We start from the raw sequence: 25,462 nt of genomic DNA, 5'->3' as shown, positions 1-25,462 counted from the left end.
CCTCCCATGAGTCCGGTGAGGTGCTGATCCCGATGCGGGAAGGGGCGATCACCCCGGAGCACTTCCGTACCGAACTCGGCGACGTCATCACCGGCCGGGCTCCCGGGCGGCGTTCCGGGGACGACGTCACGCTCTACAACTCGGTCGGGGTCGGCATCCAGGACGTGGTGGCGGCCCGGCTCGTCGTCGACGCCGCCCGCCGCCAGGGCATCGGCACCGAAGTACACCTGTCCTGACCGGCTGGGGGACCCAGCGGGCACCGACCCGCACGGGCCGGGCGGCGGACCGAGTGGAGGGATCGCCGCCGCCCGACCCGGTGAACGGATCTCATGGCGGCGGCCCGCCCGCCGCCATGAGACCACATACATGGCGAACGGACGCCGCAAGGCACCACCCACCCACCCACACTGCGGCCAGTACAACTCGCTGCTCCCACACGGCCGTCACCACCACTGACCGAGCCGTGCCGCGGATCCAGGACCGGCCACGACCAGCCGGATGCGACAACCGAGGCCCAGGCCCCTGACCGGCCGGCCGATCACAGCAGGTTTCTCCAGGCCTCCACCGCGGTCGAGCGGCACGTCTTTCGAGGCCGCCTCGACGTCAAGCGTCACCGTCAACCATTTCGTACCACAACCCGAGTTGTCGGGGGACCTCCGGCGGAACGTGGCCATGACGACTACGACAAAGGAGCAGAAATCAGTGTCAGCGGATACCGTGAATCCTCTCAACGACGGCGACGTCGCCGGGAACGAAGCACAACTCATGGATGCGGCCTTCGCGTTGCATCGCGGCGGCAAGATGGCCGTCGAGCCGACCGTGCCGGTGCGGGACAAGGACGACCTGTCCCTGGCCTACACACCGGGCGTGGCCAAGGTGTGCTCCGCGATCGCGGAACAGCCCGGGCTCGTCCACGACTACACCTGGAAGTCCCAGGTGGTGGCGGTGGTCACGGACGGCAGCGCGGTGCTCGGGCTCGGCGACATCGGGCCGGAGGCGTCGCTGCCGGTCATGGAGGGCAAGTCCATCCTCTTCAGGCAGTTCGGCGGGGTGAACGCCGTGCCCATCGCGCTGGACTGCTGGGAGATCGTCGAAACCGTCGCCCGGCTCGCGCCGTCCTTCGGCGGGGTGAACCTGGAGGACATCTCCGCTCCCCGCTGCTTCGAGATCGAGCGCAGGCTTCAGGAGCGCCTGGACATTCCGATCTTCCACGACGACCAGCACGGCACGGCGGTCGTCACGCTCGCCGCGCTCCGCAACGCGGCGAAGCTGACGGGACGTTCGCTCGGCGAGCTGCGCGCCGTGATCTCCGGCGCGGGCGCGGCAGGGGTCGCCATCTCCAAGATCCTGGTCGAGGCCGGCATCGGCGATGTCGCGGTGTGTGACCGCAAGGGCATCATCAGCCACGACCGCGAGGACCTGACCGACGTCAAGCGCGAGCTGACGGGTCTCACCAACAAGGCGGGACTGTCCGGCCCCCTGGCGAACGCGCTCGAGGGCGCCGACGTTTTCATCGGCGTCTCGGGCGGCACCGTACCCGAGCCGGCGGTCGCGTCGATGGCGAAGGACTGCCTGATCTTCGCCATGGCCAACCCGGACCCGGAGATCCACCCGACTGTGGCGCACAAGTACGCCGCCGTGGTGGCCACCGGCCGCAGCGACTTCCCGAACCAGATCAACAACGTGCTGGCCTTCCCGGGCATCTTCGCGGGCGCACTTCAGGTGCGCGCCTCGCGGATCACCGAGGGGATGAAGCTGGCGGCGGCCGAGGCGCTGGCCGCAGTCGTGGCCGCCGAACTGAGCGCGGACAAGGTGATCCCGTCGCCGTTCGACGAGCGGGTCGCGCCGGCGGTCACCGCGGCGGTCGCCGAGGCGGCCCGCGCGGAGGGCGTCGCCAGGAGGTAGGCCTCCGGCCCGACCAGCCACCACATCAGCTCCACCACATCGGTTCCAGACAAACGCACAGGCAGAACAACTGTCCTGGCGTCCGGACGCTACGGCACCTCAGGGCGGTCACGCCGACCGCGGACCACCCGCCGAAGCTCCTCATCGCGAACACGTCGATCAGAACGCTGCTAGCCCTCATCGTCCCGACGCCGTGATCCACACCGCGCCGGGGTTTGGCCCGACCTTCACGGAGCCTCACATGAGCATGGAAAGCTACGACACCACGGCACCCTCGCAGGGGGGCCTCTCCGCGGTGATGGAACGCATCGGCTGGACCCGCGCCCACTGGGCAGTGGTGATCATGGTCCTCGCCGGGATGTTCTTCGACGCGCTGGAGCAGGACACCACCGGAGCGATCACCGAAGGCCTCAAAGCCAGCTTCGGGATGGACACGTCCGATCTGGCGTTCCTGAACACCATCATGATCATCGGCGGTCTCGTCGGCCGACTCGGCACCGGATACCTCGCCGACCGCAAGGGCCGGCGGTACGCGCTCTCGTTCAACCTGGTGCTGTACACCCTCGGCGGACTCCTCAGCGCCGCGGCGCCGAACCAGTTCCTGCTCGAGGTGTCACGGTTCATCGTGGGCATCGGGCTCGGTGGCGAGTTCACCGTCGGCCTGGCGCTCGTGGCCGAGATGGTTTCCACGAAGTACCGGGGCACGGTGGCCGCGTCGCTGAACATCGGCTCCGGTGGTGTGGGCAACTTCGTCGCCTTCGGCCTCTTCCTGGTCGTTCTCGGCCCCCTCAACGACATGCTCGGCGGCACCTCGATGAGCTGGCGCTGGCTCTACGTGCTCCTCGCCGTGCCCGCGCTGCTCGTCGTCTTCATCCGCAGATACATGCCCGAGTCCCCGCGGTTCCTGCTGTCGAAGGGGCGAGTCGAGGAGGCCAACGCGGCCCTGACCGTCATGGCCTCGGGCCGGCTGACCCTCAAGCTTCAGGGCACTCCGACGCCGTATCTCACCGAGGCGGATATCCCGGACGTCGTCGGCGAGTCGGTGCCGCTCAAGTCGTTGCTCTCCAGCACCTCACTGAAGCGCACCGCCGCGATCGGGGCCGCGTCCTGGATGTCCTTCGGCGGCCAGATCACCCTGCTCGTACTGATGCCCACGATCCTGGTCACCCAGGGCTACAGCATCAGCGACAGCCTGGCGTTCACGATGACGATGAACTTCGGCAGCCTGCTCGGTGCCTGCGCCGCGGCCTACTTCGCGCAGCGGCTCGGCCGGCGGACCACGGTCATCGGGGCCGCCGTACTCGGCTGCGCGGCAGCCGTGGCCTTCGCGCTCTTCGCGAAGGGCGTCGCGCTGATCCTGATCCTCGGGGCCACCTTCCAGTTCTTCGCGCTGCTGCTCAACAGCACGCTCGCGGCCTGGTCGCCCGAGGTCTACCCGACCGAGGTCCGCGCACTGGGCACCTCGATCGTCAACGGCATCGGCAACGTCTCCGGCGCGGTGATGCCCCTGATCGCGGTTCCGATCTTCCACGCCTACGGCATGTCCGGCGTCTTCCTGATGCTCGCCTCGATGTACGTCGTGCTGGCGATCTCGGCCCGGTTCGCACCGGAGACGTACCGGCTGTCGCTGGAGGAGATCAACCGGAGCCAGGTCTGATCCACGTGAGCCCACCGCGCTCGACGCCGCTGGAGCCACAACAAGGAAGGAAAGAGATGAGACAGTACAGCGTCCCGGTCGACTACCGTCGCATGGAGTCGCTCCTGCGCGACTTCGAACCCAGCTTCGAGTTCGAACCGGCCGAGCAGATCACCGAGGACGAGTACGCCGACCGCATTGAACGGATCCGGCGGGACGCCACTGTCGCCGGATACGACGCGACTCTGGTGCACAGCAGCCTGGTGGGCTGGTACCACACGTCCAACCCGTTCCTGCGTTACATCTGCGACTGGATGCGCGAGGGAGTGCTGGTCATTCCGACCGACGCCGACCAGCCGCTCGAACTGCTGTCGTTCTGGACCGAGTCGGCCGTGGTACCGCCGGGTGGCGAACCGCTGCTGGTGGGTGAGATCTGGCAGATCTCACCGTTCGGCCGCGAGAGCGTCAACCGGCCCGGTTCGCCCCTCGACAAGACGGTGGAGGCGTGCGCCGCGATCCTCCGCCGTCTCGGGGCCGAGGGCGGCCGGATCGGCACCCTGGGCGACGACACCGCACGGACCTTCTGGGCCGCGCTCAGCGCGGCCATGCCGACAACCGGCTTCCAGGACGCGACCGACATCGTGCTCAGGATGCAGCGTGTCCGTTCGGCCGCCGAGATCGCGATCATCAGGTCGGCCGGCCAGCTGATCGACATCGGTTACGAGGCCGCCTGCCACGTCACCCGCCCGGGCGTCACCGACTACGAGGTCTACGCGGCCTTCTCCTACGCGCAGATGGCCAGAGGCGGGGAGACCGGCGACGGCTACCAGATCGGCGTCAACCGGTACGGGACGCACTGCGGAAAGCCCTACGGCCACGTCGTACAGAACGGAGACCTGCTCAACCTCTACATCTCCAACGTCACCTATCTCGGCTACTGCGCCCAGGCCGCCCGGATGATGGTGATCGGCTCCGCCACGGCGAAGCAGGAGGAAGTGCTCGAGATGACGGTCGACGCGGTCCGTCGCGCCGAGCAACTCATCAAGCCGGGCGCCAAGTTCAGCGACCTCCACGACGCGGCGTTCGACGCCTACGTCGAGCGCGGCTACCTGACCTCCAAGGAGACCAGGACGATGCCGTTCAACTGGGAGGCCATGCCGGACGGTTCCCCCCGGCGCGTACGGCGCGAATACGTGCCGGACGCGGACTGGGAGGCCCAGGGCCGCCGGCTGATGCACGTCTATCCCGCGGCTCCGGGGCCGCACAACCCGAACCTCGGTCACGCCATCGGGATGCCGAAGCTGCCGCAGTACAACGTGGCGTCCCACAACACCGACCGGATGGAGCCGGGGATGGTCTTCGTCCTTCACGCGCAGTGGGTCGACCCGCTCGTCGCCGGCTCCAACCTCGGTGACCTCTACGTCGTCACGAACGACGGCTTCGAGAACCTCACTTGCCGCACCAGTGTCGAACCGTACCGGGTCAGCGAGTAGTTCGGCGCCTCTCTTCCCGCACACCAACAACCAACACGGAGCAAATCAGTGGAAAACCTGAACGTCAGCGCGACCGCCCACGGCTCCAACTACCTGCCCGAGTACGTCGCCCGCGAGCACGGCATCTTCGCCGACCATGGGCTGAAGGTTCCGTACGAGCCGCGCAGCCCGTGGGACGGTGTCATGCACGACCTCGCGGACGGCACCGCGGACGTCGCACTCGGCGGCCTGTGGGTGCCGGCGATGTACGCGGGCAACGGCCGTGACTTCGTGGCGGTCTGCCAGCTGAACGACCGCTTCCCGATGAGCATCGTGACCCGGGAACCGATCGCCGACTTCGAGCTGTCCTGGCTCACCGGCAAGACCGTTCTCGCGCCGGGACAGGGAGGCACCGCGCCGGCGGAGTTCACCCGAGGACTGATGCGCGAGGCCGGGCTCGATCCGTGGCAGACGCGCTTCGCGCACGACCTGTCCACGCAGATGCTGCGCGAGCTGTTCCTCGGCGGTCTGGGCGACGCGTTCATCGCCGACCTCGGCACCGCCACCGAACTGGAGCACGCGGGTCAGGGCCACATCGTCTACCGGCACGCGGAGCGCGGCGGGCGGATGCCGAACAGCGTCTACTACGTCCTGCGGGAACGTCTGGAGGAACTCACCCCGAAGCTCGTCCCGTTCGTCCGGTCGATCGACCAGGCCATGGGGCTGCTGCGTACCGGGGACGCCGGCGACCTCGGTTCGCTGTTCAGCAGCGAGTGGCCCGGAGCGGACCCCAAGGTCCTCGCCGAGGTCACCGCGGAACTGGTGGAGAACGGGACCTGGGCCACGGTCCGCGTGGACCGTGACGCCTGCGACCGGTGGACAGGGATCCTGCACGATGCCGGACTGACGGCGGCGCCGGTGGCCTACGAGTCGATCGTGGACACCCGGGCGGTGGACGCGGTCGCGTAGGAAGCGGCCGGATCCGGGGGCGCGGGGCTGTACCGGGCCGGCCGCAGCCGGGACGGCAGACGGCACCCGCCGGGTGCGGAACGGATGTTCCGCACCCGGCGGTCGTCGGTGCGTTCACTGTGAGGCGTCGGCCGTTTCACGGTCCTGCTCCCGGCCGCGTCCCCGGCCGGGGATGCCGACGGCAGCGGACGGAGGGCTGCCCGGGGCGGGTGGATACCCTGACCACCATCAACGGCGAAGCAGGACAACAGGGGTGGGGCGCGACACGGTGGTGAACGGAAAGGATCCAGTCAGGGCGTTCGCTGTAATCGCCGGCGGGATGCCGGCCGGGACGAAGTGTCCTTGTGCGACGAGTTCCGGGAACACCTCGGCAAGGGCCGGGCGTTGAGGACCGACGGAATACATCCGCCGGGTGACGCCCCGGCCGGACCGGACCCCACGGACGCGTCCCTGCTCACCCAGCTCGGCCTGAGCCCCCGGGAGAGCGCCGTCTACCGGCTCCTCGTCGACCGGCCCGACAGTGATCCCGCCGCGCTGGCAGACCGGTCGACGGGCCCGGCCGCCGAGGTGGCGCGCGCCCTCGACATCCTGGTCGAGCGTGGCCTGGCCAACGCCGACCGCACCGACGAGAGCGCCCCGCGCTACCGCGCCGCCTCGCCGGTGCTCGCCCTCGGCCCGCTCCTCGAATCCCGCCGCACCGCGCTGTACCGCGTCGAATCCCTGGTCGCCGACCTCGCCGAGCGGCACCGCTCCGCCCAGGCCCATGCCACGGGCGCGCCCATCGAGGTGCTGTCGGGTGCCGCGGCGATCCGGCGCAGACTGCTCCTGATGCAGGACCAGGCCGTCGGCGAGGTGTGTACCATGCTGCCGCTGCGACGCGTGCCCGCGGTGCTCACCTTCGAGGAGAACCACGACGAGGTCGAGCACGAGATGGCCCGGCGCGGCGTCGTCATGCGCAGCGTCCTCGAGCGTGACTGGCTCGAAAGTCCCGCAACCGCCTCCGCGTTGGCCTCCTACGTGGCCGAGGGCCAGCACATCGTCGTCGCCGACAAGGTGCCCATCAAGCTGATCATCGTCGACCGGCGCATCGCCCTGCTGCCCCTCGACCCGGAGCGCGAGGGCGAACCCGTGGCGCTCGTCGTGCACCGCACCGGGCTGCTCACCGCGCTCGGCTCGCTCTTCGACGAGTACTTCGAGAAGGGCTGGCGGCTGCGCGCCGCCGATACCGGTCCCGGCCCGGACGGTCCCGGCAAGTCCCGGCTCGACGCCATCGACCGGCAGATCGTCGCCTTGCTGCACGTCGGCCTCACCGACGCGGCCATCGCCCGCCAGCTCGGCATGGGCCACCGTACCGTCCAACGCCGCCTGCACGCCCTCATGGAGGAGGTCGGCGCCGCCACCCGCTTCCAACTGGGCTGGCATGCCGCCCGGTCCGGCTGGCTGGACGAGACACCCGCGAATCCACCGGAATCCCACCACGGTTGAGGCGCATTTGCGCCACGGCACATTTGCGTCGGGGCTGATCTCTTGTACGCGGAACGGGCCGTACCGAAACATCGAGGCCACCGAGCGCGTGGGACCGTGCACCCCGCGTACAGGTGCGATTCACGTATCCGTGCAAGATGGAGAGGTTCCCGTGTTCCCCATGAGGACAAGAGGTCTCCGCCGGGCTCTGGCCACCGGAGTGGTTGTCGCGGCCACCGGAGCGTCGCTGCTGGTCACACCGGCCTGGGCCGAGGACGGGGCACCGCAGCCCGCGAACGTCACCGCCGACCAGGTACCGGTGGCGCCGGCCATGACCGAGGGCCTGGACAAGGCCACCCGCAAGGGGAGCCCCGCCGAGGCGGCCCGCGCGCACCTCGAGGCCCATCAGGACAAGTACAAGGTCCCGGTCTCCGACCTGCAGACCCTGAAGACCACCAAGGTCGGCAAGCAGGCCACGGTCCGCTTCCGGCAGAAGCACGACGGGGTGCCGGTCTTCGGCGCCGAGTACGCGGTGCAGACCGAGCCGGCCGACGGTGGCCAGAAGGTCCTCTCCGCCACCGGCACGCTGTACACCGACCTCACCGTCTCCACCACCCCGAAGGTCACCGAGGCCACCGCCAAGCAGCGGATGTTCTCGCTGGACGCGCGCCTGGGCACCGTCCGGGGCGCCAAGACCGCCGAGCACGGCCTCGTCGTCCTGCCCAACTCCCATGGCGGCGCGCTGACCTGGCACTTCACCGTGACCGGCGCCAGGGCTGACGGCAGCCCGGTGCGCCAGGAGGTGTACGTCGACGCGAACGTCGGCGGCATCACCCTGTCGTACAACAACATCGACGCGGCCGACGCCGCTCCCGTGACGGCGACGGGTGTGCGCGTGGACGGCAGTGAGGTGCAGCTGAACGCCAACCAGGAGGCGGACGGCTCGTACACCCTGGCCGACTCCACCCGCGACATGTACGCGCGGACCGGTGGCCAGATACGCACCTACGACGCGCAGCGCAAGAACTACACGCTCGTCGCGGGCGGCCCGGTCACCGGCGACGTCCCGCTGGTGAAGTCCTCCACCGACCGCTTCGACGGCGCGAACACCACCTCCGGCGCGGTCGACGCCCACGTCAACGCCGTCAAGGTCTACGAGTACCTCAAGAACCAGCTCGGCCGCGACGGCGTCGACGGCAAGGGCGGCAGCATCTACTCGGTCGTCAACGTCGCCAGCAACGGCAAGGACTACGCCAACGCCTTCTGGGACGGCTCCAAGATGGTGTACGGCCACATGAACGGCGTGCCGCTTTCGGTGGGCCTGGACGTGGTCGGCCACGAGATGACGCACGGCGTCACCGAGCACGCCGCCGGACTCGTCTACCTCAACCAGTCGGGCGCCCTCAACGAGGCCATCTCCGACTACTTCGGCAACGCCATGGAGACCGCCGACAAGGGCATCGCCATGAGCGACCCCACGTCCGGCCTGGTCGGCGAGTACCTCTGCAACGGCACCAAGCCGCTCAAGGACTGCGCCCTGCGCGACCTGAACGACGGCCGCAACGCGCAGAAGGACTACATCCCCATCACGCTCGACAGTGACAACGGCGGAGTGCACTCCAACTCCACCATCGTCGGCGGCGCGCTGTGGGACATGCGCAAGAGCATCGACACCAAGCTCGCGGACCAGATCATCTACCGGGCCGCGGAGAACTACCTCACCCCGCTGTCCGGCTTCACCGACATGCGCAACGCGGTGACCCTCGCCGCGAAGTCCATGAAGGTCTCCACGGCCGACCTCGCCGCGATCAACAACGCGTTCGACGCCCACGGCATCGAGCAGGGCTGGGAGCAGAAGGGCGGCACGCACGACGGCACCACCATCGGCGCCAACGTCCTGCCCGCCTACGAGGTCTACGGCGGCGTCGACGAGCAGGCCGCCCAGATCAACGGCGACGTCTACGCCATCAGCCACGGCGACGCCATCGCCTGGGACCAGGGCGGCGCCGCGTTCGGCATCACCGTGGGCCGCTTCTCCAAGAACCCGCAGCACGAACTGGCCCAGAAGGACGCCTACCTGCTCGACCCGTCCCTCGACAGCGACCGCGTCGTCTTCACCCGGATCGCGGCCGACGGCGTCGGCGTCTACCAGTCCGGCGACAAGGGCCAGGGTGAGATCAAGAAGCTGGTCGACGAGCCGGGCGTGGACGAGACCGAGCCGGTCACCGAGAACGGCGCCCTCGCCTACATCCGCACCACCTCCGACGGCGAGCAGGACGTCATGCTCCGCAAGGCCGACGGCACCACGGTCAACGTGACGCCCCAGCCCGGCACCAAGGCGTCCCGCCTCGCCATGAAGAACGGCACCATCGCCTGGGCCGGCGGTGACGGCACGTACCTCTACCTCTACGACATCGCCACCGGCACCACGCAGAACAAGCGGATCGGCGGCTTCCTGTTCAACTACATCTCGGACATCCAGCTCACCTCGGACCGCGTCTTCTACCGCGTGACGAACGGCTTCCTGATCCCGAGCACCACGCTGGGCTCGGCGCCGGTCAACGACGTGAACCAGATGGCGAACCTGCGCTACCCGTCGAGCCTCTACGTCGCCCAGTTCTCCGTGAACGACAACTACCTGGCGTACTCGACGTACACCATCTGGGGCTCCCTCGGCTCCTGGGACGGTCCCACGAAGGTGAAGGTCGCCAAGACCTCCGACGTGCTGGCAGGCCTGAACAACTTCAGCCGCGTCTCCTGCTCCTCCGGCTCGCAGCTGGCCCCGTCCCTCGGTGACGGCCAGCGCGCCGTCTGGCTGGACACCACGGCCGCCACGACGGACGTCGTGACCCGCGAGACGTTCGCGAACACCTGCGCCTAGCCTCGACGGCAGTACGGCACTGAGGGCGGCCACCGGTTCGACCGGTGGCCGCCCGTGTCGTGCCGATCGACCGGTTGAGGCGGCGCCTGACCGCTGCCGCGTCGGCCCGCGCGCGTGGGCCGGCCCAGGACGACTCCGGCCAGGACGAGTGCCAGCCCGCACAGTTGCCGGACCGTCAGCACTTCTCCGGCGACCACTGTGCCGAGCAGTACGCCCGTAACAGGGTTGAGCAGCCCGATCAGTCCCACCGTCCCCGCGGGCAGGTGCCGCAACCCTGCGAACCAGGCGGTGAAGGCCAGGGCGGTGGCGACCAAGGCCACGTAGCCGAACGCGAGGAGCGCCGGTGCGTGGAGCGCGGGCGGAGGCCCCTCCGCCACCGCGGCGACCGGCAGCAGGAACAGACCTCCGGCGGTGAGCTGCCAGGCGGTCGAGGCGAGCACGTCGGCACTGGCGCTCCACCGCTTGGCCAGGATGTGGCCGAAGGCCGACACGAGCATGGCCGCGGCCGAGGCGAGGACGCCGGGCACGCTCACCCCCTCCGCCGCCGTGAGCAGCATGAGACAGACCCCGCCGAGCCCGATCGCGGCGCCGGCCAGGTGCGAGATGCCGGGCCGCTCGGACACCAGGACCCAGGCGAGGAGCATCATCGCCAGCGGGGACACCGCCATGACGGTCGAGGCGACGCTCGTCGGCAGCAGTTGGGAGGCGGCGTAGACGAGCACGAAGAACACGCTCACGTTGAGCAGCCCGAGCACGGCCGACCGCCACCACCAGGCGCCGCGTGGCCGCTGCCGGCACAGGGCCAGCAGGACGAGCCCTGCGGGCAGCGCCCGCAGGGCGGCCCCGAAGAGCGGGCGGTCCGCCGGCAGGAACTCGTGGGTGACGAAGTAGTTGGTTCCCCAGGCCACCGGCGCGACCGCGGTCAGAGCCACCCAGCGTATATTGGTTTCCATGGAAGGTAATATAGCTTCCATGGAAGCTACTATGGTGTCCATGGACGATCCGCAACCGCTGGACCGCGTAGCCCGCATCCAGGCCGACTGGCGCCGCGAACGACCCGACGTCGACATCACCCCGCAGGGAGTGATCGGCCGACTGCACCGCCTGGCCGGCCGGCTCACCGAGGAGCTCTGCCTCGTCTACGGCCGCTACGGTCTCGGCGAGGGAGAGTTCGACGTCCTGTGCGCACTGCGCCGTGCCGGCGAGCCCTACGAAAGGGCACCCGGCGAACTCGCCGCGTACACCATGGTCACCACCGGTGCGATCACGAAGAGGGTCGACCGTCTCGAACAGGCCGGACTCGTCACCCGCCGCCGTTCCGCCGACGACCAGCGCGGGCGGATCGTCGCCCTCACCCGACCCGGCCGAGAACTGATCGACCGCGCGTTCACCGACCACATGCGCAACGAACGCCGGCTCCTGGATCTGCTGACGCCCACCGAGGCCGGGACACTCGAAACGCTGCTCACCACCTGGCTCTCCCGCATGGAGGATCCGCGCCCTTCCGACGGCAGCGAATGACCCGCCGCGTCCCGGGCGGCCGTGTCACGCAGGAGGTGACGGGTACCTGGAGCGGGCCAGATGTCCTCGCCACACTCGGGAGGGAAGGCACGTGCTCTCCGACAAGTCCCGCCCCGTCATCACCGTCACGCTCCCCGTGGTCGCCGACCGTATCGGTGAAATCGCCCAGCGCTTCTACCAGCATCTGTTCTCCGAGCATCCCGAACTCCTCGACGGCGTCTTCAACCGCGGCAACCAAGCGCACGGCCATCAGCAGCAGGCCCTGGCCGGCTCGGTGGCCGCGTTCGCGACGACCCTGGTGGAGACACCGGAACGGGTGCCGGAGCAACTGCTGCGCCGGATCGCCCACAAGCACGCCTCGCTCGGCATCCGCCCGGACCAGTACCAGATCGTCCACGACCACCTGATGTGGGCGATCGGAGACGTCCTGGGCGACGGGGTCACCGAAGACGTCGCCGCGGCCTGGGACGAGGTGTACTGGCTGATGGCCAACGTCCTGATCAACCAGGAGCGCGGCCTCTACAGCGCCCGCGGGGTCCGGCCGGAGACGGTCTGGCGGGACTGGCGGGTGGAGCGGAAGATCAAGGAGACCGACGACGTGGTCACCTTCGTGGTCGAGCGGATCGACGACCGCCTGGTGAAGACCTCACTGCCGGGCCAGTACGTCACCGTCCGGATGCGGATGCCCGACGGGAAGCTCCAGCCGCGCCAGTACAGCCTGACCCGCGCCGACGACGGCGAGCACCGCCAGTTCTCGGTGAAGCGGCTGCGTGGCGAGGGGGGCGACCCCGACGGCGAGATGTCGGCGTTGCTGCACGACTCCGTCGGGGTGGGCGACGTTCTGACGCTGTCGCTGCCGTACGGCGACGTGGTGCTCGACGACTCGGGACGGCCGGTGGTGTTCGCCAGCGCGGGCATCGGGATCTCTCCCATGGCGGGCATGCTGTCGCACCTGGTCACAGCGGACTCCGGGCTGTCGATCACCGTTCTGCACGCCGACCTCGACGAGGCGTCCTTCCCGCTGCGGCGGCAAGTCGTCAACGACGTGCTGGCGCTGCGGGACGCGCGGATGTACCTCTGGTACGAAAAGGACGCACACAGCCTCGAACCGGTGAACGGGGTCTTCGAGGGCCTGATGGACCCGACCGCCGTCGACATCTCCGGCGACGCCCTCTACTACCTGTGCGGTCCGTTGTCCTTCATGCAGGCCGTACGAAGCCGGCTGATCGAGCACGGCGTCGCCCCGCACGACATCCAGTACGAGGTCTTCGGCCCCGACCTGTGGCAGGCCGACCTGGACTGACCGTCATACCCCGCTCCGGGGCTGGAACCGAATCAACGGTGACACCGTCGAAGGGCCAACTGAGCTTACGGGGGGCCATTCATGACGAGAACACGCACGCATCTGCTCGTCGTGTCTGCTGGGCTTGTCCTCGCCGCGGTCGGCTGCGGGACAGGGCCTGCACCGGCCGCCGAAGGGGCTGCCCAGGTAAGGCAAGCCCGATGGCCCGAACCGGACCGGTACTCCTTCCGCCTTCTCTCCGAGTCCGGAGAACGGGGCGACCTCGGGGAGTACCGGATCACGGTGGTGAACGGCAAGGTCGTCAAGGCGATCGGCCTCGACGAGCCGGCCCGGCGTACCGTCGAGGACAATCCACAGAACGTCCCGACCCTGGGCGGTCTCCTCACCAAGGTCCAGGAGGCACGCGCAGGCCACGCCGATGTCGCCCGTGCAGTATTCGCCGCAGACGCCCACCCCACCGAGGTCCACATCGACTGGCAGAAGAACGCCATCGACGACGAGGCCGACTACTACATCACTGAATACCGCGAACTCCCCTGACCGCCCACTGCCTGACCGACCGCCGGCCCGCACGAACACGTTGCAGCAGTTGGTGTCCTGAGTCGGAGATTCGTCGTTGGTCTGGTGTGAGTCGTCCTGGACCGAAGATCCCGCCGGTGGTGCTGAGCGATGCCGAGCAGGAGATGTTGCAGTCGTGGGTGCGTCGTCGTTCAGAGTTCTCGCTACGCGCTCACGGACCGGCGCATCCGAGGCATCCGGTTGCCCATGCTCGTCCGCAATGGCGGCGTCGGACTGGTCGGGCTCACTCATCATTCGGCCCACTGCTCCCGTGTCGGACCGTCAGATCGTAGCGGCTCCGACGTAGAGGTCCTGGTTGGCCGTCGTCGCCGACGACCAGCTCGCGCACGCTGTGCCCGTCCAGACGGGCGGGTGCGGGTCACGCCTGCTCGCTGTCGGCGGGCTCGGCGGCTTTCAGCGCGGCGCGGTGACCGAAGAGGGAGTGCCTGCCCCTCCCCAACCGGCGTCGTAGATTTCTCTTTGTTGCCAGCCGTGGACACACCCGTCGGGTGCGCTTGGCGTTGGGGGCAGGTAGCGGCCGACGCGGCCCAGGGCTCCTACCTCGGAGACCAGGACCATTGGCGCCCCGAGGGGTTCCCGGAACCCTGCACGCGATACCGGCCGTCCCCGATCGGCACGGACCGTTGCCGCATCACCGTGGCAATGGCATCCGGCCCATTCCGCTCCGACCACGTCACGTCCACCAGGTTCGCGTCGGTCAGACAACACCCCTGCGCCGCCTGAACCGCACAGAACGGGAAAGGGGCGCGCCCACGACCTCGTGGGCGCGCCCCACGGCTGCGCGACTGCGGTGCGGGTGCGTCAACTCAGAGGTTGTATCCGGATGTTGCGGAACCGCACTTTGTTCCCGTGGTCTTGCAGACGGATCGCCCCAGCCGACGGCCCCTCCGGCGCACCGGCGCCGGTCGGACCGTCGATCGCGAAGTCGTCGTGGACCTTCTTGCCGTTCCACACGACCGTCACCCGCGCGTCGGCGGTCTTGCGGCCGCTGTCGTCGTACCGTGCCGCGTGGAATGTGATGTCGTATGTCTGCCAGGTCTCCGGCGCGGTCCCCGCGTTCATGTCGGGGGCCTTCTTCAGGTAGATTGCGCCGGCGTCGTTGGTGTCGAGCGTGGCCTTACCGTACGAGTCGAGGATCTGCACCTCGTAGCGTTCCTGAAGATAGACGCCGCTGTTGCCGCGGTTCTGGCCGGTCACGTCGTCCGGCAGCAGTGGAACTCGGAACTCCACGTGCAGCTTGAAGTCCTGGTAGGCCTCCTTGGTGCGGATGTCGCCGCAGCACACCTCCATCGACTGCTCGGCGGCGAGCGGCCACGCCACGCGCCGCCCGTCCGGATGCTGCCACTGCGTCTGGGAGACGGTGGTGCCGTCGAAGAGGGTGACCGGGGCGCCGTGCGGACGCACGGTGATCAGGTCGAGGTTGACATGACCGGTGTCTCCGGCGTCGAAGCGGTATGCGAGGGTGTTGTGGCCCGCGCGCAGGCTGACGCGTTCGGTCCGGGTCGACCAGGCGTCCCACGTGCCCGTAGAGGGGAGCGTTGTCTGGCGTAGCTTCTCCCCATTGGCGTACAGGGAGAGGGACTTGGTGCCCTGGAAGGGGTTGGGGCCGTTCGAGTAGCGCAGGTTCACGTCGTACTCGCCGGCCTTGGGGACCGTCACGTCGAACGTCGTGGCCACCTTGCCCTCGGTGGTGTAGCGGTCGACGAAGCCGCTGCCCGAGTACCCGGTGTGGTTGGTGTTGACGCCGGCCGTGCCGGTCAGGCGCGCCTCCTCGGCCTCGTACAGCGTGGCGGGCGGCGGCTGCTGTCCCGGCAGCGCGTTGAGCGTGTACCAGGCCTCCGTGCTCCATAGCGTCTCGCCGGACGCGGACGCGAAGGGGCGCGGCGAGCGCACGTGCACGACGTGGCCGGGCTTGAGCCCGTTGAGGTGCAGCCGGACCGTGCGCCCGTCGTCGGCGAGCGTCGCCGAGCGGACGGTGAGCCGTTCCTCGGCGATCTTCGGGCCGCCGTAGTCCGATGTCGGAGTGTAGCGCCACTGTTCGGCCTGGTAGCGGGAGGTCAGCTTCTCGGCGGTGGCCTCGGACACCGGCTGGGTGTACTCCAGGTCGAAGCCGCCGGGCACGGCCCGCATCTCCTTGATGTCGAAGGTGTTGCCGCCGTTCGGCGTCAACTTCTGCAGGCCGAACTTGAGCTTGCCTTCCTGACCCCAGTTGCCGTCGGCGCCCAGGCCGCCCGCGTAGATCGCGCCGTCGGGGCCCATGGTGATCCGGTTGACGCCGGCTTCGAGTCCCTGCGTGTAGCGAAACACGGCTCCCTGGTACTGGCCCTTCACCTTCTCCAGATAGCCGCGCTGGAGCCCGCCGTAGGTGACGTCACCGATGAGCATCTGCCCGGCGAACTGGCCCTTGGTCAAGTACAGGGGGGCGCTGGGGGAGTTGGCGACCTCGTTCTGCGGCAGCCACAACACCGGCTGGCTGACAGGACGGTCGTCGAACCGGCCTGACGGTTCGGTGTAGTGGTTGAAGAAGCGGTCCTGCTTGATCTGGACGAGCTTGTTGGCCGGCAGCCAGCCGCCCTGGTTGTCGGTGGTGAAGATGTCACCGCCCGGACCCCAGCCGATCCCGTTGGGCGTGCGCAGACCGCCCGCGACCGGATGGATCTTCCCCGTCTTCTTGCTGACCCGGTACGTGGTGCCGCGGCCCGGGGCCGGCTGCGGGGTGGTGGTCGCCCCGCCGTAGTTGATGGCGACGGACAGGTTCGCGTAGAAGTAGCCGTTGCGGTAGATCAGCCCGAAGGCGAACTCGTGGAAGTTCCCGCTGTAGGGCCAGGTGGCCACGGTGCGGTACTCGTCGGTGACGGAGTCGTTGTCGGTGTCGATGAGTTGGGTCAGCTCGTGCTTCTGTGACACGTAGAGGGAGCCGTCGACGTACTTGATGCCCATCGGCTCGCGCAGCCCGCTCGCGACCTTCTTGACGGTCACCTTGTCGCGGCTGGTGTTCCCGGTGACATGGTCGAGGAGGTACACCTCGCCCGCCTTGTTCTGGGACCCGCCCCACGTGCTGATGGCGAGCCGCCCGTCGGGCAGCCAGTCCATACCGGTGACCTGCGGCTCGAACCCGTCCGGGCGCAAGTCGGTGAGGGTGAGGTCGGGGCGCACGTCGGTGAGCGGCAGTCCGTCACCGGGGCTGTCCGCGCCGGCCTCGCACTCCTTGCGGCCCGGCGACGTGACCCGTACGACCCCGGCGTCGGTGGTCAGCGACTCGCGCGGCACGACGGTGAAGCCGGTGGCCCCCGGCGGCTTCCAGGCGAGCGTGAGCTGCTGCTCGCCGGTGCGCTCGAAGTAGTCGATGCGGAACGGGTGAGAGCCTGCGGTGAGTTCGACGGTCCCGTCCTTGGGCTCGGCGGCGTGCAGCCCGTCGTGGTCGATGACCTCACGGTCGTCGATGGTGAGTCGTGACCCGTCGTCGCTGGTGAGACGGAAGGTGTACGTTCCGTTGGCGGGAATGACGAGGTAACCGGAGGCCTGCGCCGAGAAGTTGTCGGCGAATCCGCCGAAGTCGTCGGTCGAGGACCAGTCCACGGTCGGCATCAGCTTGTCGTGGTTGGGCGTCTGGCCCGGCTTGAGCGTGCACAGCTTGGTGAGCGGGACCTGGGTGTCGAAGACACGCAGGGTGACACCGGGTTCCTGCGGCGGGATGTCGGCGAGTGCGGCGGCGGACGGGGGCGCGGCCGCTATCCCGCTCGCGAGGAAGCCGCCGACGAGCAGAGCGGTGAGCTGTCTTCGGGCGCGGCGGAACGGATGTGGATGCATCGGTCCTCCAGGACGGGACCGGAGGCCGCCGGATCGCACTCCGGTCGAGCTTACGGAAACGCGGATGCTGATGCCGAAGAGTCGGTGCTCCTACGGTTGTGCCGTCACGGTAGGGACTTCTGCCGAGTGCGTCCATATTTTGTCATCGGTGAGGGCAAAGTCCGGCCACTGGAGCCCAGTTGGGCGCCTTCGGGATTGGGTCGCGGGGAGTGGCACCAGCGCTACTGGGGCCCCGGCGTGATGATCTACTGGCATGTCGAGCGGTAGTCGGTGTGTGCGGCCCGTCTCGTCGCACAGCTCACGGAGGGCCTTGTCCAGGTGCTCGTACGCCGCGACGGCGGTACCACCGCTGTCTACTGTTGGAGATGGTGTCCCGCCGGGTGGTGTAGCAGCGATCACCGCGAAAGCGCAGCTCGTGGGCCTGATTCGAGTGGCCGCCCATCGGGCAGACCTGACGGGGTGTCAGTGCATTACTGTCCGAAACGCATGCGGGGCGAAGTTCACGATCAGCGGTGGCCGAGACCACCGCGCGGGCGGCGTCTCGAAGTCCGGCGATCTGTCCGTGCTGCTGTGGTCGGGCCCATGGCTGGGGTTTCCTCAACCGGACTGCGTGCTTGAGGAAACCCCAAGCCTCATTTCTCGAAGCCGTGCTCTGCCTCATTTGCACTCACCCAGCTGACGCCTACCGTCATTGGTCGACACCAGCAGTCGCTCCACGTCCCGCAGGCAGCCGCTCTCCCGCGGCGTGTCTGCTCGCATGCAACACGCGTACCGTCCGGCCCCGTTGACCGCCCCGCGAAGGGAACCTACTCTGAGCGGCGCAACTCAGTAAGCGCTTTCCATGTCCCGTAGGCAGTTTTCTCACTCGCACCGGGAGCGCCATGAGTCCACTGGTCCGCAGCACTCGGTCCCCCCTTCCCGTCCTCGCCGTACTCCTTGCCCTCCTTCTCGCCTGGGCCGTGGCCGCGTCGCCCCCGGCGCACGCCGACCCGCAGTTCCGGGTCCTGGTCTTCTCCAAGGTGACCAACTTCCGTCATGACTCGATCCCCGCCGGTGTCGAGGCGATCAAGAAGATGGGTGCGGAGAACAACTTCGAGGTCGAGGCGACCGACGACTCGGCCGCCTTCACCGACGCCAACCTCTCCCGCTTCCAGGCGATCGTCTTCAACAACACCAACTCCACCCCCGAGTCCGGCGACCTGCTCGACGCCGACCAGCGCGCCGCCCTCCAGAAGTACATCCGCGGCGGTGGCGGTTGGATCGGCCTGCACTCGGCCTCCGCCAGCGAGCGTGACTGGGCCTGGTACGGGGGCCTGGTCGGCGCGGTCTTCGACCAGCACCCGGCCGTCCAGACCGGCCGGGTCAAGGTGCTCGACCAGGCGCACCCCTCCACCGAGGGCCTCCCGGACCTGTGGGAGCACACCGAGGAGTGGTACAACTGGCGGGTCAACCCCACCGGCAAGGTCCACACACTCGCGCAGATCAAGCAGCGTGACGGCATCACCGGCCTGACCCAGGGCGTCGACCACCCGTGGTCCTGGTGCCAGAACTACGACGGCGGCCGGTCCTGGTTCACCGCCGGCGGCCACGACTCCGCCGCCTTTTCGGAGCCGCTGTTCGTCAAGCACCTCCTCGGCGGCATCGAGTGGGCGGCCGGGGCCAGGCCCGGCGACTGCTCCGCCACCAAGACCGGCAGTTTCCAGCGCAGCGCGCTGGTCACGGACGGCCTGGCCGACCCGTTCGAGCTCGCGGTCGCGCCCGACCGGAGGGTCTTCTTCATCGAGCGCACCGGCAAGCTGAAGATCGTCGACCAGGAGAACCTGAAGGTCACCACCGCCCTGGACTTCGAGTACACCCCCGAGATGACCAGCCAGTCCGACGGACTGCTCGGCCTCACCCTGGACCGGCACTTCGCCGACAACCACTGGCTGTACCTGCTGTACTCGGACAAGACCGAGAAGCACCTCAACCTCTCCCGATTCACCGCCTCCGGCTCCAGCGTCGACCCGGCGTCCGAGAAGAAGCTGCTGACCATCCCGACCCAGCGGGGCGAGGCCCGCGCCAACGTGCACATGGCCGGCTCGCTCGCCATGGACACCAAGGGCAACCTGTACGCGGCGACAGGCGACAACACCGACCCGTTCGAGTCTGACGCCTTCACCCCGATCGACGAGCGCGAAGGCCGTCGCGCCTTCGACGCCCAGCGCACCGCGGGCAACACCAACGACCTGCGCGGCAAGGTCCTGCGCATCCACCCGGAGGCCGACGGCACGTACACCGTGCCCGAAGGCAACCTCTTCGCACCCGGGACGGACAAGACCCGCCCCGAGATCTACGTGATGGGGATGCGCAACCCGTTCCGGATCACCATCGATCCGCACGACGACGCGCTGATGATCGGCGACTACGGTCCGGACGCCAAGAGCGAGGTGCCCAACCGCGGCCCCGAGGGCACGGTCGAGTTCAATCGGGTCACCAAGGCCGGCAACCTCGGCTGGCCGTACTGCATCGGCAACAACATCCCGTTCAACGACTACGACTTCGCGACGAAGAAGTCCGGACCGAAGTTCGACTGCGGCGCGCCCGTGAACGACTCGCCGAACAACACCGGCCTGCGCGAACTGCCGCCCGCCCAGCCCGCGGTGGTGTGGTACGCGTACTCGGCCTCGAAGGAGTTCCCCGAGCTCGGGACGGGCGGCGGCGGCCCGATGGGCGGGCCCGTCTACGCGTACGACAAGAACAACCCGTACAAGGCCAAGTTCCCCGCCTACTTCGACAAGAAGTGGTTCACCTACGAGCTGACGCGCCAGTGGTTCAAGACCTTCTCGTTCCAGCAGCAGGACCAGTCCTTCGAGAACTCCCGCTTCCCGGCCGCCAAGAAGGGCGACCTGCTGTCGATCAACTCCATCTTCGCGGACATGAAGTGGAACCAGCCCTTCGAGGCGGAGTTCGGCCCCGACGGCGCCCTGTACGTGATCGACTTCGGTCTCGGCAGCGGGACCGGACGCGGCGGCAGCAACGAAGGGTCGGGCATCTACCGCATCGACTACGTCCAGGACGGACGGCTGCCGACCGCGAAGGCGGCGGCAAGCCCGGACAACGGTCCCGCGCCGCTGACGGTGAAGTTCTCCAGCGAGGGGTCGGGCGTGCCGGACGGGAAGTCCGTGACGTACGCCTGGGACTTCGACGGGAACGGGACCGTCGACTCGACCGAGGCCAACCCCACGCACACCTACCGCGACAAGGGTGTGTTCACCGCCCGCCTCACGGTCACCGGTCCCGGCGGGCTGGAGGCCGCGGCGGTGAAGGAGATCACCGTCGGCAACACCCGACCCGAGGTGACGATCCAACAGCCGCCGAACGGCGGGATGTTCGCCTTCGGTGACACCATTCCCTTCAGGGTCAAGGTCAAGGACCCGGAGGACGGCACGATCGACTGCGAACGTGTGGTCGTGCAGTCCCAGCTCGGCCACGACACGCACCTGCACCCGCTGGACAACTACACCGGGTGCGAGGGCGAGATCGTGACCGACACCGGTGACAGCCACGGCCCGGGCCAGAACCTGTACGCCGGGATCAGCGCGCAGTACGAGGACAAGGGCGCCCCGGGCGTGCCGGCCCTCACCGGCTCCGCGGCGCTGACGCTGCGTCCCACGTTCCGTGAGGCCGAGCACTACACCGCCACCGGCGGTTCCAACGGCGGCGCCCAGATAGGGGACCGGGCCGACGCCTCCGGCGGCAAGCGGCTCGTCGAGATCGAGGACGGCGACTGGATCGCCTTCGATCCGGTTCACCTGAAGGGCATCGACTCGGTGACCGTCGGCGCGGCGTCCGGCGGTATCGGTGGTGACGTGGAGTTCCGGGCGGGCTCGCCCACCGGGAAGCTCCTCGGCACGGCCCACATCCCCAACACCGGTGGCTGGGGCAACCTCGTCTCGCCGACGGTCGATCTGGCCGACCCGGGCGGGACGATGAAGCTGTACGTCGTCTTCCACAACCCGGAGTGGTCGGCCGACAAGGCGGATCTGCTGGCTCTGGACTGGCTGCATTTCAACGGTCCTGGCGTCCAGCAGCGCCCCGCGGGCAGCGTGGCGGTCACGGCCTCGCCGTGGGAGGGCGCCGCGCCGCTGGCCGTGTCGCTCAAGGGCACGGCAAGCCTTCAGGCCGGGCGGACCGTGAAGTCCTACCACTGGGACTTCGGTGACGGCAGCAAGACGGCGGACACGGCGACGGTCCAGCACACCTACGCCCGCAAGGGCAGCTACACCGCCCACCTCACCGTCACCGACAACAAGGGACACATCACAACCGGAGCGGTCCGGATCAGCGTGAGCTGACGGTCCGGAGTGTGCGGCCTGTGCGGCCCCCGCCGCACAGGCCGGTGGCCGGGCTCGAAGGAGCCCGGCCACCGCGCAAGGCCACACGGCAACCAACCTTCTTCGCTCCCCATCAATCCACCGCTCATCGGAGGCGACAGCACATGGACGACGCACAACAGCACGCAACGCGCAACCTGGGATCGAAGTCCGCGAACGGGCACGCGCCCGGGCCCGGCCGGCGGTTGTTCCTCGGCGGCCTGCTCGGCGCCGCGGCGGCAGTGGCGACGGGCGGCGCGGCGACGGCGGCGACCGGCTCTGCCGCGAGTACCTCGGCCGAGACCGGGCAGACGCGGCCGATCCCGCCGAGCGCGATCGGCATGCACCTGTACACCATGCGCGACCCGCTGGCGCGGGACTTCGAGGGCACCCTCGAGAAGCTGGCGGCCATCGGCTACGCGACCGTCGGAGTGAGCGGCCGCCATGGGCACAGCGCCGCCGACATACGGCGGATGCTGGACGCGACGGGCCTGAAGGCGGTCCTCGAACACGTCGCATACGAAACGGTCACCGGCAGCGGTCTGCCCCAGGCCCTCGAGGACGTCCGTACGCTCGGCGGGAAGTGGATCGTCGTACCGAGCCTGCCGAGCTCCCTCCTCTCTCCGGCGGGCTACCGGGAGGCCGCGCGCAAGCTGAACCAGGCGGGGCTGACGGCCCGCGACGCCGGGCTGAAGGTGCTGTTCCACAATCACGAGCCGGACCACAGGACGGTCAACGGGCAGATGCTGTACGACATCCTGCTCGCGGAGACCGATCCGCACCTCGTCGGCTTCGAACTGGACCTGTACTGGGCGGCGAAGGGCGGTGCCAAGGACCCGGCCGACTACTTCAACGAGAACCGGCACCGCTTCCCGGCCCTGCACGTCAAGGACATGGCCCCGGACGGCGACTTCGCCGACGTCGGCGCCGGCGTCCTGGACTTCCCCCACATGTTCGCCTCGGCGCGCCGAGGCGGCGTCAAGCAGTGGTTGGTCGAACACGACCGCCCCGCCGACCCCTTCGCCTCGGCCCGCACCAGCTACGAGTACCTGCGGGACGTGCGCTTCTGACCCGCGGCCTGCGACCCCGTGGCCTGTCGGGCTCAACTTCCGGCAGGCCACGGGGCGTCGGCGTCCCGGCATCGGAGGGTTAGCGTCCCCGCCGGACTACGAGATGGTGCCGTGCGACAGGCCGGTGTCGCCGCGGCCGGCGCCCGACTCGTCGTACGATCGGCTAGCCGTCCTCACGGCCGAAGAGCCCGCCGGCGTCGACCGGCGGGACGACGAGCGCCGCCGTGGCGACACGGCTGATCTCACCACGGCCGTGGATTCCGCCGGTGCGCCGGACCTCTGCTCCAGCGGTCCCGAGGACTGTTCGCCCCGAAAGCCGGGCCGGAACCTAAGCCGGCCGCGGCCCGGGCGGCTCGGTCCACACCTGGGGCGCGTGCGCCGGGACGGATCGGCTCTTTCTGCTCGTCGGCGACGACGCGGTCGGGACCGCAAGCCGTTACGTCCACCCCGGACCGAGGCGCCCGCGCGGCTGCGGGTCGTACACCGCCGACGGCCCGTGAGCACCTGCCGCACCGATCCGGCCGGGCCCGTCGCGTCCCCCGTCGCGAAAGGGACGGTGCCTTCGGCCGCCGAGGCCGAAGGCACCGCCAGGTCGCGCCGGGGCGGAAGTTCGGCGCCCTCAGTCGGCTGCCGAGGCCGCGCCCAGCAGAGTGCGGATTCGGGCCGTGGCGCGGCGGAACTCCGGGCGGCTCATGGTGTCGGTGTAGTCACGTTCCGGCGGCAGGCCGACGTCGATGATCTCGGTGATCGTGCCGGGCCGCGCACTCATCACCGCCACGCGGTCCGCCAGGTAGGCCGCTTCGGAGATCGAGTGGGTGACCAGCAGGACGGTGGTGCCGGTCTCCCGCCAGATACGGTTCAGTTCGACGTTCATCTGCTCGCGGGTGAGCGCGTCGAGGGCGCCGAAGGGCTCGTCCATGAGCAGCACCGGCGGCTCGTGCAGCAGCGCTCGGCACAGCGCCACGCGCTGCTGCATGCCGCCGGACAGTTCGTGCGGGTACGCGTCCTCGAAGCCGGTCAGGCCGGTCATCTCGATGAGTTCGGCGGCCCGGGCGCGGGCCCGGCCGGCGGGCATCTTCCGCATCTCGGCCTGGAGAAGGATGTTCCGCCGGACCGTGCGCCATTCGAGCAGCGCGGCGCGCTGGAAGACGTACCCGATGTCGGGGCGGGGCGCGGTGACGTCCTCGCCGTGCAGCCGGACGGCGCCCGAGGACGGCCGCAGCAGGCCCGCGACGAGCTTGAGCAGGGTCGACTTGCCACACCCGGACGGTCCGACGATGGCGACGAACTCACCGGGCGCTACGTCGAGCGAGACTTCCCGCAGGGCGGTGACGTCCCTCTTCTTCGTACGGAACCGCACTTGCACCGCGTCGAGTTCGACGGCCGTGGACGACTCGGCCGCGGACGGCTCCCGGCCGGCGTCCGCCCACGGCGTGCGGATGGTCTTCTCTGCCACAGTCATCCCTTCGGGGCCGCGCTGGTGTCCCAGTACTCCGAGACCGGCTTGGCGTTGCGGACCATGCCGACCTGGGCGAAGAGGTCGACGGTCTTCTGCCAGTCCGCCTCGGTGTTGACGCCCGGGGCCTTGTCCTGGGTGGCGTCGGTGTGCAGCAGGGTCAGCGTGGTGGCGAACTGCTCGGACAGGACCTTCTCGGGCGGCAGTTGGTCGGAGGCGCCCGCCATCGAGGCGACGGCGGGGCCCGGGCTCTTCTCCGCCGCGGCCCATGCCTCGCTGGTGGCCTGGGCCATGCGCTTGGCCAGGTCGGGGTCGCTGGTGAGGGCGCGCTGCCCGGCGATGAGGCCGTTGGAGTAGAAGTTGAGCCCATGCTCGGAGAAGCGCAGGTAGGAGACCTTCTTGCCGGCCTTGTTCTGCATGGTGGGGCCCTGGTCGCTGGCGTATCCGAGCAGCGCGTCGGTCTGGCCGGAGATCACCGCGGCGATCTTGCCGGCCGGGTCGGTGTTCTGGATCTTCACGTCGGACTCGGCGATCCCGTTCTTCTCGAGGAAGACCGGGAAGGTCCTGGAGAGGGCGTCACCGGCGGTTCCGGCGATTGTCTTACCCTTGATGTCCGCAGGCTTGTCGATGCCCTTGTCGGCGAAGAACTGCACGGACGCCGGGGTGGTTTGAAGGAACACGCCCAGGCTCTTGACCTTGACTCCCTGGTCCACGCCCGCGAGGACCGCCGGGGTGTCCGCCCAGCCGAAGTCGGTCTGCCCGGCGGCAGTGGCCTGCACGGTCTTCTGCGAGCCCTGTCCGGCCCGGATCTGGAGGTCGATGCCGTGCTTCTCGTAGATCTTCTGCTGCTTGCCGTAGTAGAACGGCGCATGCTCGCCGTAGGGGTACCAGTTCAGCGTGAGCGTGACCTTGTCGAGTTCCTTGCCCGACGTGCTCGTGGTCTTGTCCGAGCCCTCGCCGCCGCAGGCGGTGGCGAACAGCAGCAGCGGGACGAGGACGATGGGCAGTCTGCGCAGGTGCATGGTTCGGCCCTTCTCGGAG

Annotated in this window: 15 protein-coding genes and 1 pseudogene; 12 read left to right on the top strand and 4 right to left on the bottom strand. The window is 69.1% G+C overall.

The genetic code is table 11. The features are described from left to right. From ACIQFZ_RS23350 to ACIQFZ_RS23320, 7 genes and pseudogenes are all read left to right on the top strand, one after another. A pseudogene (locus tag ACIQFZ_RS23350) lies at positions 1-236 on the top strand (ornithine cyclodeaminase family protein); the annotation flags it as partial. 466 nt (positions 237-702) lie between these two features. Then, positions 703-1,905, top strand: a complete 1,203-nt coding sequence (locus tag ACIQFZ_RS23345; RefSeq protein ID WP_402692049.1) for an NADP-dependent malic enzyme — start codon at positions 703-705, stop codon at positions 1,903-1,905. A 241-nt stretch (positions 1,906-2,146) separates the two neighbouring features. Next, positions 2,147-3,562, top strand: a complete 1,416-nt coding sequence (locus ACIQFZ_RS23340; RefSeq protein WP_402692048.1) for an MFS transporter — start codon at positions 2,147-2,149, stop codon at positions 3,560-3,562. Positions 3,563-3,618: 56 nt separating this feature from the next. Then, complete coding sequence (locus ACIQFZ_RS23335) at positions 3,619-5,034, top strand: M24 family metallopeptidase (RefSeq protein WP_402692047.1); 1,416 nt, start codon at positions 3,619-3,621, stop codon at positions 5,032-5,034. Positions 5,035-5,082: 48 nt separating this feature from the next. After that, positions 5,083-5,982 carry an ABC transporter substrate-binding protein gene (locus ACIQFZ_RS23330; RefSeq protein ID WP_383058306.1) on the top strand — a complete coding sequence of 300 codons (900 nt, stop codon included), beginning with the start codon at positions 5,083-5,085 and terminating at the stop codon, positions 5,980-5,982. A gap of 342 nt (positions 5,983-6,324) precedes the next feature. Then, complete coding sequence (locus ACIQFZ_RS23325; protein WP_402692046.1) at positions 6,325-7,467, top strand: helix-turn-helix domain-containing protein; 1,143 nt, start codon at positions 6,325-6,327, stop codon at positions 7,465-7,467. Between the two features lie 160 nt (positions 7,468-7,627). Beyond that, a complete protein-coding gene (locus ACIQFZ_RS23320; RefSeq protein WP_402692045.1) occupies positions 7,628-10,327 on the top strand; it encodes a M4 family metallopeptidase in 2,700 nt (899 codons plus the stop codon). Here ACIQFZ_RS23320 and ACIQFZ_RS23315 read toward each other — a convergent pair. Then, positions 10,324-11,280, bottom strand: a complete 957-nt coding sequence (locus tag ACIQFZ_RS23315) for a DMT family transporter (RefSeq protein WP_402692044.1) — start codon at positions 11,278-11,280, stop codon at positions 10,324-10,326. The two genes, ACIQFZ_RS23320 and ACIQFZ_RS23315, sit on opposite strands and share 4 nt — an antisense overlap. Positions 11,281-11,320: 40 nt before the next feature. On the opposite strand from ACIQFZ_RS23315, the gene ACIQFZ_RS23310 reads away from it, so the two are divergent. The 3 genes from ACIQFZ_RS23310 (at position 11,321) to ACIQFZ_RS23300 (ending at position 13,691) form a co-directional block, all read left to right on the top strand. Next, positions 11,321-11,848, top strand: a complete 528-nt coding sequence (locus ACIQFZ_RS23310) for a MarR family winged helix-turn-helix transcriptional regulator (protein ID WP_402692043.1) — start codon at positions 11,321-11,323, stop codon at positions 11,846-11,848. Positions 11,849-11,939: 91 nt separating this feature from the next. Beyond that, positions 11,940-13,151 carry a globin domain-containing protein gene (locus ACIQFZ_RS23305; RefSeq protein WP_365775984.1) on the top strand — a complete coding sequence of 404 codons (1,212 nt, stop codon included), beginning with the start codon at positions 11,940-11,942 and terminating at the stop codon, positions 13,149-13,151. An 81-nt stretch (positions 13,152-13,232) separates the two neighbouring features. Then, the gene (locus ACIQFZ_RS23300; protein WP_402692042.1) at positions 13,233-13,691 is read left to right on the top strand and encodes a DUF6174 domain-containing protein; all 459 of its coding nucleotides are present in this window, start codon (positions 13,233-13,235) and stop codon (positions 13,689-13,691) included. Positions 13,692-14,531: 840 nt separating this feature from the next. Here ACIQFZ_RS23300 and ACIQFZ_RS23295 read toward each other — a convergent pair. Next, on the bottom strand, positions 14,532-17,540 hold the full coding sequence (locus tag ACIQFZ_RS23295; protein WP_383058299.1) for a family 16 glycoside hydrolase: 3,009 nt from the start codon (positions 17,538-17,540) through the stop codon (positions 14,532-14,534). 881 nt (positions 17,541-18,421) lie between these two features. Between ACIQFZ_RS23295 and ACIQFZ_RS23290 the strand changes: the two genes are divergently transcribed. After that, positions 18,422-21,877: a ThuA domain-containing protein gene (locus tag ACIQFZ_RS23290; RefSeq protein ID WP_402692041.1), complete on the top strand. Its 3,456-nt coding sequence runs from the start codon at positions 18,422-18,424 to the stop codon at positions 21,875-21,877. A 143-nt stretch (positions 21,878-22,020) separates the two neighbouring features. Beyond that, entirely contained in the window at positions 22,021-22,965 is a 945-nt protein-coding gene (locus tag ACIQFZ_RS23285) for a sugar phosphate isomerase/epimerase (protein WP_365418256.1), read from the top strand. Positions 22,966-23,584: 619 nt separating this feature from the next. Here the strand turns inward: ACIQFZ_RS23285 and ACIQFZ_RS23280 are convergent. Then, the gene (locus ACIQFZ_RS23280) at positions 23,585-24,427 is read right to left on the bottom strand and encodes an ABC transporter ATP-binding protein (RefSeq protein ID WP_365418254.1); all 843 of its coding nucleotides are present in this window, start codon (positions 24,425-24,427) and stop codon (positions 23,585-23,587) included. Beyond that, positions 24,424-25,443, bottom strand: a complete 1,020-nt coding sequence (locus ACIQFZ_RS23275; RefSeq protein WP_402692040.1) for an ABC transporter substrate-binding protein — start codon at positions 25,441-25,443, stop codon at positions 24,424-24,426. The genes ACIQFZ_RS23280 and ACIQFZ_RS23275 overlap by 4 nt, the downstream gene beginning before the upstream one ends. Positions 25,444-25,462: the final 19 nt, after the last annotated feature.

Origin of the sequence: Streptomyces sp. NPDC093064, assembly GCF_044754605.1 — a bacterium.
Taxonomy (GTDB): domain Bacteria; phylum Actinomycetota; class Actinomycetes; order Streptomycetales; family Streptomycetaceae; genus Streptomyces.
The sequence above is the reverse complement of the archived record's forward strand: the minus strand, read 5'-3'. Positions and strand labels throughout refer to the sequence as shown.